We start from the raw sequence: 16,774 nt of genomic DNA, 5'->3' as shown, positions 1-16,774 counted from the left end.
ATGCAATAAGGCTTCTAACTTGATGCTATAAAACATTAATCAGAAGCCTTATTCCAATATTCTTAATTCTTATACGCGATTATATTCGAGTTTCGCATTTAATGCTTGCGGCGAGACTTGAACATAGACAAACCAAAACCAGCAAACAAAAACTCAAACAAAGACTCAAACAATGGTGCAACACCAACACCAGTATCAGGCAAATGCTTGGCAGCATGCTTAGCTTCAGGCTGCTTTTGCTGTTCCGACTGCTCAGGCTGATCAAGAGCTGGCGCTGGCTCAAGTTCCTGCTCAGGCTCAGGAACAGGAACCGGTGTTGGCTCTGGCTCTGGTGGTGTCGGTGGCGTTGGCTTCTTAGTAACAGTTACTGTGGCAGATGCTGTTGCAGTAGCGCCACCATTATCTGTTACACTAAACGTAATCTTATAGGAGCCAACTTTAGTATTATCAAAACCACCGTTATCGGTTAGCTTTACATTACTGGTTATATCACCATCTTCCGGATCTTTAGCAGACACTATAAGACTATTCAAATCAATCGAATCGCCTTCAGTAATCGTTTTATCTTGCAAAGTAAGCGTTGGAGCAACATTCATAACAGTCGCATTCAAATCATAAATAGCATAAACTGTCATATCGCCTGTTACTGGTGTGGCAGCACTAAATTCCTTGGTTTTATCTTTACCAGTTTCGTCCGTGCTCCAACCTCTAAATGTATAACCCGTTTTAGAAGGATCAGCAGGCATAGACTGATCAGTCCACTCATCGCTATTAATAGATTTACCTTCTTGCACTTTTACTTTCGCATACTCACTGCCCTCATTCATAAAAGTAACTGTATGATCAGCTTCTTTTATCCACTTTGGGAACACAACGAATGTGTGGTTTGTAGTGCAATATTGTGTACCTAGTTTACTTCCAAACGTATTTACACCCTTGCTATCTCTAATCACAGCAAATAAATATGGGTAGGTAGTAGTTTGTTCGTTAAATGGTACATAGTCAACAGTTGTGTTATCTATTATCTTTTTATCGTCATCAAACATACGGTCATACGACGTATACGGTTTGCCGTTTTTCTTTTTAGCAACATAGAACTGCCAACCAACAAACTTGTAACCTGCTTTTGTAGGATTAGTTGTCGGGAACTGAATAACATTATCTTTTACACGAAGACGTTCAAATATATTGTCCGTGGTGTAAGTAAACTTCCAGTTACCATCAGAGCGATAGCTTCCGTCAGTATTTTGAGGCTGCGTGTACGAGAAGCACTTGTCTGCCACCGATTCATCTTTGGCATAAACAACTTCCAAAACATTCAGGCGGAAATATTTGTTTTGATACGTTTTATTAGACCCTTTAGACGGATTCCACGTAAAGTGGTATATATCGCCTTCAAATTCGTTTCCCTCATTGACTGAAACATTGTTATACGTCACATAATACGGGCTTGGAACTGTGCTGTTTACCACTGACACTTCGTACGTATGGCTTGAATCATAGCTGCCCAAGCTTTTGGTTGCACTAGTAGCAGTATCAGGATCATAAGTGCCAGTAGTTGTTGCTACTACCTTGTTATCAGTTGTATCTTTTATCTGAAATTCAATTTTAGCAAACGCATCCTTTACGTCTTTCCTAGAAGAATCTAGCGTGGAACCAAAGTCCCAATTCTCAAAATTCAATTGACCAAAATCACTATCGCTCTTAATAAATGCTTTGTTATTATCGCTGTTCATGGTTTCCCAGCAAAGGCTTACTTTAAGCTCGGTTTTTTCTTGCTTTTTTTGATTAGGAGCTGGCTTACTACTAGCAAAAAGCGCTTGATTAAAAATTGTTGGAGAAACTGAGTTTTCATTAACTTTAGACTTTGAATCAATGTTTGATTCAGCTTTTGTATCAGTATTTTCAACAGAATCTACATTAGATTTAGCGGTAGTCTTAACGACAGTGTTTACATTAGTCTTTGTATCAAGCTTGACATCAGACTTTGCATCAGACTTTACGCTACTCTTAGTTTCAAGCTTGGATTCAGTTTTTGTATTAGAATTTGGTTTCGAATTCGTTTCAGGTTTTATATTATCTTTATCAGAAGAATCAGAAGGATCAGAAGACTTTATGCCATTTGTCTCAGAAGAATTGGTTTCTTGAGAAGAAGTATTTTCAATTGGGGGGGGGGTAGTAACTTTTGCAGTGGAAGTGCCAGAATCCACGTAAGTATCAGCAGCATTCGCGGTCTGCGCCATGCAAAAAGCGCAAGCCGCAGTAGCAATACTCATCATCGTAGTCGATAATAAAATCACAGTTTTCTTGTTCATTTTTCCCTCTTATAAAACAAATTTTAAGAAAATCAGTAAATGCAAAATCCCAGACTCACTTCCACTATTGAAGCAAACCTGCATTCGCAATTATATCATAAAATCATTATAACTTAACTAAATGTCATAATGTAATTACAATTCAAAATTTGTCATACACATCATGCAATGCGAAGAAAATTACAAATATTAAGTAACTTAACGCGCAAGTAAAACAAAATCAGGTATCGATTTTGGAACGATCAAAGTCGTCTGCGTTATCAACAATAAACTGCTTGCGCGGAGGAACATCATCGCCCATCAGCAAATCGAATACTTCGCTCGCCTGCTGAGCATCTTCCATACGAATCCTTCTTAACATGCGAGTTCTAGGGTCCATAGTGGTGTCTGCAAGCTGATCCGCATCCATCTCACCCAAGCCCTTGTAGCGCTGAATATCGCTGTTAAAATCAATGCCCTTAGCTTGCAAGTCATCAAGCTTTCCAGCCAATTCGTCATCGGAATACGTGTAAATATACTCGCCTTTGCGCTTTCCAGCGAGCGCAATCCTGTGAAGCGGAGGCACTGCAGCATAAACGTGCCCGTGCTCAATAAGCGGACGCATATAACGATAGAACAGCGTTAGCAACAAAATACGAATGTGCGCACCATCAACATCAGCATCTGTCATCATAACAATCTTGTTATAACGCGCTTGCGAAATATCAAAACTTGCGCCCGACCCTGCTCCAACAACCTGAATAATTGCAGCACACTCTTTGTTAGAGAGCATTTGAGCAAGACTTGCTTTTTGAACGTTCAAAATCTTACCGCGTATTGGCAAAAGCGCTTGGAAAGCAGAGTTTCTAGCAGCTTTTGCAGTACCAAGCGCAGAATCGCCCTCAACGATGAAAAGTTCTGCAACATCGTCGTTTCCAGGCTGGCAATCAGAAAGCTTCGGCGGCATAGAAGCAGACTCAAGCGCATTCTTTCTGCGAGTAACTTCCTTAGTTTTACGCGCTTGAATACGCGCATGCATCTCGGAAACAATTTTCTCTAAAACTCTAGCAGACTGCTCTTTGAATCCTCGCTTAGACCCACTAATCATCTCGCCGAATTGAGCATCCGTCATTTTTGTAACGATTGGCTTAACTTGAGCAGTTCCAAGAACATCTTTAGTTTGACCCTGGAATTGAGGCTCTGCTATGCGAACTGTTACAACAGCAACCATTCCAGCTAGAATATCGTCTCGCTCAATCTTAGTGTTTGAATCTTTAAGATTGACTTTAAGTTTTCTAGCATTGTCTTCAACAGCCTTGCGGATTTGCTTAGTCAATCCTTGCAAGAATCCGTCTACGTGCATGCCTCCGCCAGGAGTTTCAACAACGTTCACAAAGCTAACAATCGTTGAATCGTAGCCGTTTACCCATCGCATTGCAATGTCAACACCGCACTTACGCGTCACTTGTTGAGCATGCAAATCTCCAGCAGAATCAACAGCTTGCGTTTCTTCTACATACGTATCTTCGCCAGAAATACGCCAAATATCGGAGATTGCTTGACCTTTTGAAAGAAAGTCAACGAAATCTTTTACTCCGCCATTATGCAAAAATTCAACAACTCTAGGATGATGATTATTTTGCAATTCTCTAGCAGACTCACTATTTGCAACAGATTGTTCGGTGGATTCTTCTGATTCTTCGGATTCTTCGGATTCGCTATCAATTTCGCCATCGGATTCAACTTCCGATTCGCCATCAGATTCAGATTCTTCTGATTCATATTCAGATTGATTTAGCTCATTAGATTCATTATCTACGGTTGCTTGCGATTCATCCTTAAAAGCCAAATCATCTGTTAAATCACTAGTATTAGCATTCGCATCATCACTAGCGCTAACATCAATCTCTTGAATATCGCTAAATTCGCCTTCTGGAACATGCTCATCAATAACAGTAATGCGCAATCCTGGAACCAAAAAACTGGTTTGACGAACTCTGTCAATCAACTGTTCGTAACTAAAGCGAGCTGTTGAATTAAAAATCTCAGGATCCGCCCAATAACGAACTCGAGTACCAGTAGTTTTTGGCGAAACCGTACCAATAATCTCAAGCTCAGTAGGCTTGTTCTTGCGCGTGCGCTTAAAAGGAGAAGCAGGAGACGGATTTGCTGGATCTGCATCGCTATACACACCAGGATGCCCCTGATGGAAAGCCATATGATGCGTTTTTCCGTCTCTATCTACTTCTACGTCTAATCGCAAGCTCAACGCATTTACAACAGAAGAGCCAACACCATGCAATCCGCCTGCAGCATTGTACGAAGCGTTACCAAACTTTGCTCCAGCGTGAAGCTTAGTTAGAACAACTTCAACGCCAGTAAGCTTTGTTTTTGGCTCCACGTCTACTGGAATACCGCGACCATTATCCGCAACTTCAATAGAACCATCGTTGTGAAGAGTAACAATAATATGATTGCAAGCACCAGCTAAAGCCTCATCAACCGCATTATCAATAATCTCCCAAAGGCAATGCATTAAGCCTTGACTGTCTGTAGTGCCAATATACATGCCTGGGCGCTTTCGTACAGCATCCAAGCCTTCTAGCACAGTCAAACTGTCGGCATCATATTGCTCTTGCTCTTTAAGAGAAGCCACTTTTACTCCTTATACAACAACAATTAAAGCTACTAGAGCGTATCTAATAACAAATCACTGATCTAAGAAGTCGCGCAAGGTTTGCGACCTAGAAGGATGACGCAACTTAGACATTGTTTTAGACTCGATTTGACGAATGCGTTCGCGAGTAACGCCATACACGCGACCAATATCGTCCAAAGTCTTAGGCTGGCCATCTTCCAAGCCGTAGCGCATTTTAATAACACCAGCTTCTCTAGGAGCCAGAGTTTCCAAAACTTGCCTAAACTGCTCTTGAAGAAGCGAGAATGCTACTGCATCCGAAGGTGCGATTGCATCGGTATCTTCAATCAAATCACCAAACTCAGAATCGCCGTCTTCACCCAAAGGAGTGTGCAAAGAAATAGGCTCACGACCATACTTTTGCACTTCTTGCACCTTTTCTACAGGCATATCAAGCTCGCGTGCAAGCTCATCTGGCGTAGGCTCGCGACCCAAGTCTTGAAGCATTTGACGCTGAACTCTAGAAAGCTTATTAATAACTTCCACCATATGCACTGGAACTCGAATTGTACGAGCCTGATCTGCCATAGCACGCGTAATCGCCTGACGAATCCACCAAGTTGCGTAGGTTGAGAACTTAAAGCCCTTCTTCCAATCGAACTTTTCTACTGCACGAATTAAACCAAGGTTACCTTCCTGAATTAAATCAAGGAAAAGCATGCCCCTGCCCGTATACCTTTTAGCAAGAGAAACAACAAGTCGTAAGTTTGCTTCTAGAAGATGATCTTTAGCTTTCTTACCATCTGCTGCAGCCCACTTAAGCTCGCGCTTGCGCTTAAACTCCATTTGGTCGATTTGCGTATCGAGCAAATGCTGAGCATATAAGCCAGCTTCGATTCGCTCCGACAAATCAACTTCCTGCTCTGCGTTAAGAAGGCTAACGCGACCAATCTGCTTTAAGTAGTCTTTAACAGGGTCTGCCGTAGCACCAGTAGCAATTACGCGACGCTTTGGGTTTCCAGAAGGCGTAAGATTATCGTCATCGTCGTCATCGCGAACAATAAAAGCGCCTTTTGCTTGAGGAACTTGCGGAGCTTCTGGCTTATTTTCTTCGCTGTCTTCGCTATCTTCGTCTTCAGAAATATCGTCTAAATCATTAATGTCGTCATCATCATCCAAGTCGTCTACGTCGTCTACATCAAGATCATCGTGAATTTCATCAAAATCTTCTAAATCCATGCGATCTTCGTCTGGATCCATTGGCGCATCAACATTAACGTCAACATCTTGAGCGTCAACGTTTTCATCAATCTTAAAGTCTTGTTGTTCTTCTTTGCTCGTCTTGGAATCGACACTTGCTTTATTTTCGCTCGCCAAACTTTTCCTCCTGTAGATTCCCCGCTAACACAAAGTAATCAGCCAAAATAGGGTATTTAATTTTGCTATACCCTAAAGGCACTCTACTATACCATAAAGGTACAGTTATGGCAAGGGCAACTTTTCATTAAGAAGTTAATCATCTTCTAAGGACGATTCCTTATTACTTTCTTCTTGCGGCGTGGCGAATTTTTTACACCACGCTGGCTCTACATGATTCCTATATGCGTTATCTACTATTCTAACCATTGAGCAATCAGGATCTATATCTAACGCCATTTCAACATATTTTTCAACATCACCCAGCCTTAACCACCAACTTATATAGCACATTAAAGCGTAAACTTGCACTTTTAACTCTGGGATTCCATCTACAACACAAGCCATAGCTTTTAGTAGATTTACAACGTCTAACGCTTTGCAAATATCTGGAAGCTCGTGCTCTTCGTTAAATTTTTCTTCTAGAAAACATCTTAAATCCTTAGATATTTCTTTTGTTCTAGGCTCAAAAGCTAGAGTCAGCAACGAATCAATATTGTAGTACTCCCCTTTAGAATCCAATAAATCTACAAGCAAAGTGTCTCGAACGTTAATATTGTCAAACATTGCAATCGGAAGCATTATAAGGTCGTAGCCAACAATATTTCCTTCTTTTTTGAAAATCATATTATGCCAGTTGCGTATTGATTGATTTGCAAAAATATCAAAAGCCGAGAATGCTTCCTGCTTACATTTAACATCTAAATCTCTGTTTATGTAATCAATATACTTTTCAAAAAATTCTGGAGCTAAAGATCTAAGATTTTCAATCCAATTATCGCTGTAATCATGATGATTGTTAACATAATCTTTAGTAATGTCTAAAACTGCTATGCACTCTTTTGGAATATTATTAAAATCCACCTTTTCTATTGTTTTTCCAGCAACACAGCTCATAGCAAAATACTCTTCGGAGTTGTTACAAATCATACTTGCAGCATAAAGATTTGTCATCTCCTTAAAAGTTGAATATTCATGATCTTTGTCTTCAAAAAATTGCGTTTCGTTGATTTCGCAACCTTTAGATTCGTTTTTTAATGTTTTCATAATTCCTCCCTTATTATGTTTGTTATTTTTTATTTTTTATTTGTTATTTGTTATTCGATATTCGTTATTCATTACTCGATACTTGCTGTATTGATTTCGCTGTTTCTTTTAACTTTGTAAATAAGAGTTTTGCATTACAAAAGCGATAACGCAATAAAAACTAAGCAATGTGGTTAAAGGCTATAAATCCTAGAAAAATCCTAGAAAAGTCTTAGGAAATACTCACTTCTGCAATGTCTAAGCCATGTGAATAACTCGTAGATATGAGTTTAGATTCGCAAAAGTCATGCATCGATACGCGTATAGGCGAATTAATTTATAGTCAATTTGATTCTTTAGCTTGCAAAAATCTTATTTCTAATTGCAATAAAACACTTAAAAACGTTGTTTCTCAAGCAATTTTGTCTAGCGAAGGCGGAAAACGACTTAGAGCTTTATTCGCATTATATGCTTTTGATGCAGCAAAAGAGAGCTACTCAGCTACGCAAAGTGACGACTCTTACAAAAACTCAAAAAACGCAATGCTAGACGTTGCTTGTGCTCTAGAAGTATTTCAAACAGCAGCTCTTGTTCACGACGATATAATCGACGAATCCGCTTTAAGACGAGGAAAACCAAGCGCATATTGTGCGCTATCTAAAGCCACAAACAATAGTCATATTGGAACTGGTCTTGGATTAATGCTCGGAGATATTCTAGCGTCTCAAAGCTTCGACATAACCAGAAAAGCGTGCGAAAACTTGCAAAATCCTAATGAGGTTTTATGCGAGTTTACAAACATGCAAAAAAACGTTGGAATTGGCCAAATTCTAGACCTTTCAATCGAAATGATGAGCCTAGATAATCCACAAAAACTTGCAGAATCTTCTATAAACGTTTTTAGGTGGAAAACTGCAAGTTACACAACTATTGCACCTCTTGCTCTAGGATTTTTGGCTGCTGGAATGCAAAAAGACTACGCAATCAATTTAGCAAATCAAATTGGAGATCCTTTAGGAATCGCATTCCAACTTGCAGACGATCTTTTAGATATTGTTTCGGATTCTGCTCACACAGGTAAGCCAATCGGAGGAGATATTCGGGAAGGAAAACGCGCTGTTCTTCTAGCAGACGTATTAGAACTTTGCACTCCCGAAGATAAGCTCTTCCTTATAGACGCATACACTTCTAAAAGCCGAAACGAAGATGACGTTAAAAGAATCATTGATATTTATAGTAAAAGTGGCGCTATAAGTAAGTCTAAAAAGCGCATTCACAATCTTTGGGTTGAATCGCAAGAAAAAATAGACGCTAGTTCGCTAAGCAATCATAGTAAAGTCATTTTGCACAATATTTCTAGCATGTTTATTCCTAAAGAATGGCAATAAGCGCAAATTGCGACTATTCTTTACTGTATTACCTGTACACTTTTAAATAGTGTGTTTTAATACGCGTATAAGGGATTTACTATATGAGTGAAGTTCAAGCGCAACTGGGAATGTGTATTGAAAATCGCTATCGCATAGTTAAAAAGATAGCGGAAGGTGGCATGGCTACTGTTTATAAAGCGCAAGATGAGCGTCTTAATCGCCCTGTTGCGCTTAAAATCATGCATACTCAGCTTGCTCAAGGTCTTCACCGAGAACAATTTATTGCAAGGTTCCGCCGAGAAGCAACTTCTGCAGCATCAATCGCAAATCCGCATATTGTTCAAGTTTACGATACTGGCGAATTTGAAGGACTTGACTACTTAGTTATGGAATATGTTCATGGCGTAAATCTTAGATACGAGATGAACAAATACGGCACTTTTAGTGTAAAAGATACTTTGCGCGTGCTGGCTCAGACTTTAGATGGTCTTGCATCCGCACACCTTGCTGGCGTTGTACACAGAGATATTAAGCCAGAAAATATTTTGATTAACGACCGCGGAAACGTGCAAATCACCGATTTTGGACTTGCGCGTGCAATTTCTCAAGCAACTCTTTCTTCTACGGGTCTTCTTCTTGGAACGGCTGCATACCTTGCTCCAGAAATGATTGAGAAGAATCTTGCAACTCCTCAAGGAGATTTATATTCCGCAGGAATGATGGCTTGGGAGATGTTAGCTGGCAGAGTTCCTTTTAACGCGGATAATTCAGTAACTCTTGTTTTTAAGCATGTTCACGAAGACACCCCTTCTATAAAAACTGTTTGCAAAGATATCAATTCTTCGGTTGCTGATTTTCTTAGTTCGATTACTGCTCGAGAAATGGAAAAAAGACCAAGTGATGCTTCTAAAGCGCTTAATATTTTAAGAAGAGTGTGCTCTGGCTTAAGCGAAGAAGAGTGGCAATATAAGTTTGAAGTAGATTTAGACGCAGAAAATCAATCTTTTGAAGGCTCGATAATAACAAACAAACTTGAAGATAAAAACTCTAATCTAAAATCCCAAATACCGCTTCCGCCTAGCATTAATAGCAATACTTTTAATAGCAATACTTTGGGTAATTCTGATTCGTCGAATGATACTATATCTAACACAAAAGAGCTAAATAAAACTGTAGATATGGATAAAACTACAGACATAGATAAAACAGCTGATATTGACGCAACTCAAGCATTATCTACAAAAAACTCCGATTTTAATGAAGGTTCTTCAAACTATTCGTCTTCAACAAGTAGCAATCCTCTAGAAGACTTTAACGATAATAATATGCTCACTGTTACAATGCGCGCACCGCAATTTATTAGTGAACGATTAAAAGCTAAAAGAAATAAGTCTAATAATGCAAACGACAATGGCAAAAAAACGCGCAAAAACATTATTATTATATCTGCAAGTTGCGCAGCAATCGCAGCAGCCGCAGTAGCATTTGGCGCGTACTGGTACTATTTAGGCCCTGGAAGCTATTGGTCTTTACCAAAACCAAACACGCAAGAATGCGCATCACAAAGTGCATGTAAAATAACAAACGTTCCGTGGGCAGACTACGAGCGCACTCTTAAAATATCTAATATTCCTTATTCGGTTTCTAAAGACTTTAGCGACAACATACCCGAAGGAAACATTATTTTCACTAATCCAGATTTTAGTGGCAGCAAAATCTCTAAGCGAAATAATGGCCGCGTTAAAATTGTTGTTTCAAAAGGCGTACGCAAGTCAACTATTCCAGAAGACATTATAGATCCAACTTCCAATGCTGGAAAAGATCCTATAAAAGCATTAAAAAAGGCAGGATTTACTTCTATTACGCATAAATCAAGCGAAGATATTTATTCTTTGGAAATTCCTAAAGGATGCGTTGTTGAGATTTCGCCAACTCCTGGAATGCAAATGAATCACAATAAAAATATTACTGTGATTCTTTCTAAAGGGCCAATGCCTGTTTCTATGCCAGACGTTGTTAATCTTACAAAAGAAGAAGCAGATAAGGCATTTAACGAAGCAAAATTAGTTCCAAACTACAGCGAAGAGTTTAATGACAAAGTAGGAAAAGGCAAGATTATTAGCGCGTCTGTGCAAAAGGGAACGCAAATGCATTGGGGAGATAAACTCGATGTTGTTGTTTCTAAGGGACCGAAGACTATAACAATGCCAGATGTGCGCAATAAGAACGCTAATGAAGCTAGAAGAATACTTGAATCGCTTGGATTAAAAGTTAATATTTCTGCGCCTTTGGGCGATCTTATGCACACTGTTAGATTCCAATCCGCGGCTCCAGGGTCTCAAGTTAGAGTTCTAGACGAAAGCGGAAATCCAACAACAGTAACGTTAACGATTATTTAACTATTTAACTTAACGATTATCTGTTTTTGCTTGCGACTCTTCTAGCATGCGCTTTTTAACAGTTTGCGCATATTCGTCAACGTACTCTTGACCGCTCATTTGTTGGATTGCTTTTGTTACTTTATTAGTAAGATCTCGAAGAATATCGTGCGTAATTTCTTCTGGACTCATCTTGCTAACTTCGATTGGCTTTCCGTAAATCGCCTTAGTATTGCCCTTTGCAGGCATAATCTGGCCATGTTTTTGAAGTTCGCGAGTGCCAACAATCGCAACTGGAACAATCGGACATCCTGTTTCTAGAGCTAATCTTGCAGCGCCTGAATGACCCTTATATAGCTTTCCATCTGGGCTTCTTGTTCCTTCAATGTGAATACCAAAAAGCTGACCTTTTTCTAGGATTTCTTTAGCGTGATTCAACGCGCCAAGCGATTTTGATCCGCCAGAACGATCCACTGGAAACACGCCAACAGACGTAAACCACCACTTTTTGAATCGCCCCTTTAATCCTTTGCCTTCAAAATACTCAGCTTTTCCCATAAAATGAATCATTCGAGGGCATGTAAGAGGTAAAAGCGCGTCGTCAATAACAGCAAGATGATTTGCTGCAATAATCGCTCCACCTGTTTTAGGAATATTATTGACTCCTTGAGCAGTAGGGTGAATCCTTAAGCGAGCAATGAATCCAAACCCCTTTACAAAGAACCAATACAACATGCTAATCCCCATTCTAGCAAGATTCACAAAATAGCATTCAAACTATCAAGCAGACTTGCTACAGTATAATTCATGACTTCTTCTAAGAATACCAACTCCCATAACCGTTTGTATAATAACGAAAACAGCAATGGTGACGATTCGTTTAGTAAAAACTTTAACGACGACTGGTCTCAATTCGTTAGCGAGCACAAAAAAGATTTTAATGATTTAGAAAAGTCCAAAAGCGCAAAAATCTTTAGAAAACGCATTAATCAAGCTGCAGAACCATTAAGAAACATAGCATTTAACACTAAACCTGGTCCAAGAGATAACACAACATCAAGCTGGCTCGATGTTGATAAAACAATGGACGAATACGGAGATGACTTTGTTGCTCCAAACCCCCATTTTAAGAACGTTTCCATTACCCTTATAGTTTTATGGAGCGTGTTTGTTTTGGGCGTTCTAGGCATGATTTTGAGCGTTCTAGTGCCATATTTTGCGATTTACACTGGCTCTGTTAGCGCTTTCCTATTTTTGATTGGTGGCGCAGGCCTACTTATGAGCAGAAAAAAGGACAATACTTCTAGCGAAGACTATAACGAGTTTGGAAAAGGCGCGCGAGTTTAGAACTAGCGAGTTTAAGTGTATTCGAGCAAAAAAGAAAAGAATGAGGCTGATGCATTAACACCAGCCTCATTTTTATAAAACGTTACTTTTATAAGACTTTGACTTTAATCCTCATTTTGACCGTGGCAAAGCTTGTACTTTCTGCCAGATCCGCATGGGCATTCGTCGTTCTTATTTGTTCCAGGGAACGTACGACCATCTGCCCAAGGAGTCTTCCACTCCTCCGCCTTTGGACGCTTGCTTAATGGAACTTCGCCTTCTGCATGGCTCATAGGAGCAGGGCCGACGATTCCAGAATGCTCGTCTTCTTGCTCCTCTTGCTCAATGCTTTCGTCCATATAAGAATCATCTTGGTTTTCTGTTTCTGCAACAATCTGCTCAAGATTCATGCGGAACAGAAGCTGAATAGACTCTTCCTTAATGGCCTCAATCATAGAGTTGTACATTTGGAAGCCTTCGCGTTGGTACTCAACCAAAGGATCTCGCTGACCCATACCGCGCAAGCCAATGCCATCCTTTAAGTAGTCCATCTCATAAAGATGTTCACGCCACTTTCTATCAAGAACAGCCAAAACAACTCTGCGCTCAAACTGACGCAAGCTATCGGAGCCCATTCGCTCTTCAAACACAGCGTAAATAGTTGTTACACTATCTACAATCGTGTCTCTTAAAGTATCAACAGCTTTTTGACCTTTAAGAGGCTCAATTTGCAAGCGAAGCTGATCCCAATCAACAATAATTGGCATAACTGCGTTCACAGCATCTTTAAGGCCTTCCCAATCCCAATCCTTAGGCTTGTCGGAACCGTTCATTGCTCCGCGAACGTAGCTATCTGCAGTATCTTTAATGAACTTTAAGATATCTTCGTGAATATCTTCGCCCTTAAGAACAGCTTGACGTTCCGAATAGATAACCGTACGCTGCTTGTTCATAACGTCGTCATACTTCAAAACATTCTTACGCATTTCAAAGTTACGAGCTTCAACAGTCTTTTGAGCTGTACGAACGCCGTTAGAAACATACTTAGATTCGATTGGTTCGCCTTCTGGCAAACCCTTAGCCATAACGCGAGCAACAAGCTGAGTGTTGAACAAGCGCATTAAGTCGTCTTCCAAGCTTAAGTAGAAGCGCGATTCGCCAGGATCACCCTGACGACCAGAACGGCCTCTAAGCTGATTATCAATACGACGAGATTCGTGACGCTCAGTGCCTAGAACATACAAGCCACCAAGCTTTTTAACTTCTTCGTGCTCGTCTTTAACTTGTTCCTTAACTTCTGCCAAAACTCCTGGCCAACGCTTCTCATACTCTTCTGGAGTATCGTCTGGAGAATAGCCTTCTGCTTTAAGCTTTGCATCTGCCAAGAACTCAACGTTTCCGCCAAGCATAATATCTGTACCACGACCTGCCATGTTTGTAGCAACAGTCACAGCACCCTTACGACCTGCAACAGCAACAACAGCTGCTTCCTTAGCGTTTTGCTTAGCATTCAACACTTGATGAGGAATACGAGCAACGTCCAAAAGCGAGGAAACGATTTCGGAAGATTCAACAGATGCTGTACCAAGCAAAACAGGCTGACCCTTTGCATGACGCTGAGCTACGTCTCGAACAATCGCAGCAAGCTTTTCCTTCTTAGTGCGGAAGATCAAATCGTCCTTATCCATACGAATAACTGGACGGTTAGAAGGAATTGGAAGAACGCCAAGCTTGTATGTTCCCATAAACTCGGCAGCTTCCGTTTCTGCAGTACCAGTCATGCCAGCAAGCTTGTCGTACATGCGGAAGTAATTTTGCAAAGTAATAGTTGCAAAAGTCTGATTTTCTGCTTTTACTTCAACATTCTCTTTAGCTTCAATCGCCTGATGCAAGCCTTCGCTATAACGACGACCTGGAAGAACACGGCCAGTGTGTTCATCAACAATCAAAACTTCGCCATTAGTAACAACGTAATCGCGATCAAGAAGGAATAATTCCTTAGCTTTCAAAGCATTGTTCAAGTAGCCAATCAAAGCAGTGTTGCTTGGCTCGTAAAGATTATCAATACCTAAATAATCTTCAATCTTTGCAATGCCTGGATCCAAAATACCAGCAGTCTTACGCTTTTCGTCAATTTTGTAATCAACATCGCGATCAAGCTTTAGAACAAGCTTTGCAAACTCGCGATACCAACGCGTAACATCGCCTTCGGCAGGTCCCGAGATAATAAGTGGCGTACGAGCCTCATCAATAAGAATAGAATCAACCTCATCGACGATTGCATAATGATGACCACGCTGAACAAGATCACCCTTTTCCCAAGCCATGTTGTCTCGCAAATAGTCAAAGCCAAACTCGTTGTTTGTGCCGTAAGTAATATCTGCGTTGTATTGCTTCCTGCGCTCTGGAGGCTGCTGATCTGTAATAATGCATCCAACGCTCATGCCAAGGAACCTGTAAATACGACCCATAAGCTCACTCTGGTAGCTAGCAAGATAGTCGTTAACAGTAACAACATGAACGCCCTTGCCTTCCAAAGCGTTCAAATAGCTAGGCAGTGTTGCAACGAGTGTTTTACCTTCACCAGTCTTCATTTCTGCAATATTGCCCCAATGCAATGCTGCACCGCCCATAAGCTGAACGTCAAAGTGACGCTGACCAAGAGTACGCTTTGAAACTTCTCGCACTGTAGCAAAGGCCTCTGGCATTAAGTCATCAAGCTTCGCACCATTGTCTAACTTTTGCTTGAATTTTGCCGTTTGTCCTTTAAGTTCCTCGTCCGAAAGCGCAGAAATCTGATCTTCAAGCGCATTCACAGCCTTCGCAACGTTCTCAAGGCGCTTCAATTGACGGCCTTCACCCATGCGCAAGGCTTTATCAACGATATCTACCACGTTTAGCTCCCTTAGGTCGTGTCTATTATTCGGCTAGCCAATATAGACGTAAACTGTGCCTATATTACGCGACGGCTACGATTTTTGCAGCTCGCGAGTCCAAAACAACGCATAAAATGCCCGCCTAGCTTATTACTAGACGGGCATTGCACTCATATGAGTTATTTTATTTACTTTATTTACCCTTATTTTTCTATTGTTTCTTTACTGTTTTGTTACTTCTTTTTAGCAACATTTTCTGGAGTATCAATCTCAAACACACCATAACTCCATCCATGCCTACGGTATACAACCGATGGACGCATGGTTTCTTTATTTACAAACAGGAAGAAATCGTGACCAATAAGTTCCATCTCGTACAATGCTTCATCAATGCTCATTGGCTCGGCAATGTGGAGCTTACGACGAATCACAATAGGAGTATCTCCAACACTCACTTCCACTGATTCGCCAGGACCCAAGTCGGAAGCAACCGCAGCATCTGCACTATTTGTTCCATCAACTTGAACAACTTCTTCAACAGTTGTTTCAACTTCTGGCTCTACAACACCCAAGTCAACTGGAACCATCTGCTCGTAGCCACGACGATGATCCTTGCGGCGATCTCTAGTTCTACGCAAGCGAAGCGTCAACTTATCTAATGCCATATCTAATGCACTGTATTGATCTGTGCTAGACGCTTCTGCGCGAATAACCGTACTTCCTGCAACTACAGTAATTTCAACTCTTTTTGCAGTATCTGCCTGCCTTGGATTGCCCTCAGTGTTAAGCACAATCTGAATGCGCTGCGCATCTGGAGCAATGGCGGTCACACGATTCATCTTGCTTTCTACAACGTCACGGAATCTTTGCTTAATTTGCGTATGACGTCCAGTGATGACAATCTCCATGCGAACCTCCTTAAGTAATCCGATATAAAATCGGCTTGTGTACACGTCAACGGCACCAGCGCCGCTGATACATCTATTATATCCGCTAAAAGCCGCCATTTTCTAGCGAGTCGCAAAATATGCGCAAAATTAAGACGTCTGCTATAATTGGGAAGGTTGAGGTTTCACGATGACCGCGGCTGCAATGTTCATTCGGAGTAGCTGAGGAACTTCCGGGCTCCGTAGAGCACAATGGCGGATAACGTCCGCCCAGGGCAACCTGAGAGATAGCGCAACAGAGAATAGACCGCCTAAACTTTTGTTTAGGTAAGGGTGAAACGGCGGTGTAAGAGACCACCGGGCTTCTGGTAACAGTTAGCCGCATGGCAAGCCTCATTGGGAGCAAGGTCAAGCAGAAGGTGTTTAAGGGCTGCTCGCCTAAGTCTTCGGGTAGACTGCTAGAGTTTGGCGGTAACGTCAAATCGAGATGGATGGTCATCCGTGTGCATTTTGCACGCGACAAAACCCGGGGTATGTGAAACCTCACCTCAACTTTTGGATTT

The 16,774-nt window shown here is 41.0% G+C and carries 10 protein-coding genes and 1 other RNA gene; 4 read left to right on the top strand and 7 right to left on the bottom strand.

Annotation, left to right across the window (positions count from 1 at the left end; translation table 11 throughout):
* Positions 1–98: 98 nt before the first annotated feature.
* From NYP65_RS00495 to NYP65_RS00480, 4 genes are all read right to left on the bottom strand, one after another.
* Positions 99–2,315 (bottom strand): InlB B-repeat-containing protein, encoded by a 2,217-nt coding sequence (locus NYP65_RS00495; protein WP_473410456.1) that lies wholly within the window; start codon positions 2,313–2,315, stop codon positions 99–101.
* Between the two features lie 220 nt (positions 2,316–2,535).
* On the bottom strand, positions 2,536–4,950 hold the full coding sequence (locus NYP65_RS00490; RefSeq protein WP_473410455.1) for a DNA gyrase/topoisomerase IV subunit B: 2,415 nt from the start codon (positions 4,948–4,950) through the stop codon (positions 2,536–2,538).
* A gap of 54 nt (positions 4,951–5,004) precedes the next feature.
* Entirely contained in the window at positions 5,005–6,309 is a 1,305-nt protein-coding gene (locus NYP65_RS00485; RefSeq protein WP_115757643.1) for an RNA polymerase sigma factor, read from the bottom strand.
* A gap of 135 nt (positions 6,310–6,444) precedes the next feature.
* A complete protein-coding gene (locus tag NYP65_RS00480) occupies positions 6,445–7,395 on the bottom strand; it encodes a hypothetical protein (protein ID WP_473410454.1) in 951 nt (316 codons plus the stop codon).
* Positions 7,396–7,658: 263 nt separating this feature from the next.
* Here NYP65_RS00480 and NYP65_RS00475 point away from each other — a divergent pair, with 263 nt between their 5' ends.
* Positions 7,659–8,762, top strand: a complete 1,104-nt coding sequence (locus NYP65_RS00475) for a polyprenyl synthetase family protein (protein ID WP_115794200.1) — start codon at positions 7,659–7,661, stop codon at positions 8,760–8,762.
* An 83-nt stretch (positions 8,763–8,845) separates the two neighbouring features.
* Positions 8,846–11,143, top strand: coding sequence for a protein kinase domain-containing protein (locus tag NYP65_RS00470; protein WP_004574599.1), 2,298 nt, complete (start codon positions 8,846–8,848; stop codon positions 11,141–11,143).
* A gap of 9 nt (positions 11,144–11,152) precedes the next feature.
* Here the strand turns inward: NYP65_RS00470 and NYP65_RS00465 are convergent, their stop codons facing one another.
* Entirely contained in the window at positions 11,153–11,857 is a 705-nt protein-coding gene (locus NYP65_RS00465; protein ID WP_004574600.1) for a lysophospholipid acyltransferase family protein, read from the bottom strand.
* A gap of 72 nt (positions 11,858–11,929) precedes the next feature.
* On the opposite strand from NYP65_RS00465, the gene NYP65_RS00460 reads away from it, so the two are divergent.
* Positions 11,930–12,469 carry a hypothetical protein gene (locus NYP65_RS00460; protein WP_018621066.1) on the top strand — a complete coding sequence of 180 codons (540 nt, stop codon included), beginning with the start codon at positions 11,930–11,932 and terminating at the stop codon, positions 12,467–12,469.
* A 104-nt stretch (positions 12,470–12,573) separates the two neighbouring features.
* Here NYP65_RS00460 and secA read toward each other — a convergent pair whose 3' ends face one another.
* Positions 12,574–15,342: a preprotein translocase subunit SecA gene (secA, locus tag NYP65_RS00455; protein ID WP_020757898.1), complete on the bottom strand. Its 2,769-nt coding sequence runs from the start codon at positions 15,340–15,342 to the stop codon at positions 12,574–12,576.
* A 215-nt stretch (positions 15,343–15,557) separates the two neighbouring features.
* Positions 15,558–16,232, bottom strand: a complete 675-nt coding sequence (gene hpf, locus NYP65_RS00450) for a ribosome hibernation-promoting factor, HPF/YfiA family (protein ID WP_004132090.1) — start codon at positions 16,230–16,232, stop codon at positions 15,558–15,560.
* Positions 16,233–16,389: 157 nt separating this feature from the next.
* Here hpf and rnpB point away from each other — a divergent pair.
* An RNA gene (gene rnpB / locus NYP65_RS00445) (RNase P RNA component class A) lies at positions 16,390–16,761 on the top strand.
* Positions 16,762–16,774: the final 13 nt, after the last annotated feature.

It is taken from the genome of Gardnerella sp. c12Ub_1 (assembly GCF_055804375.1).
The sequence above is the reverse complement of the archived record's forward strand: the minus strand, read 5'-3'. Positions and strand labels throughout refer to the sequence as shown.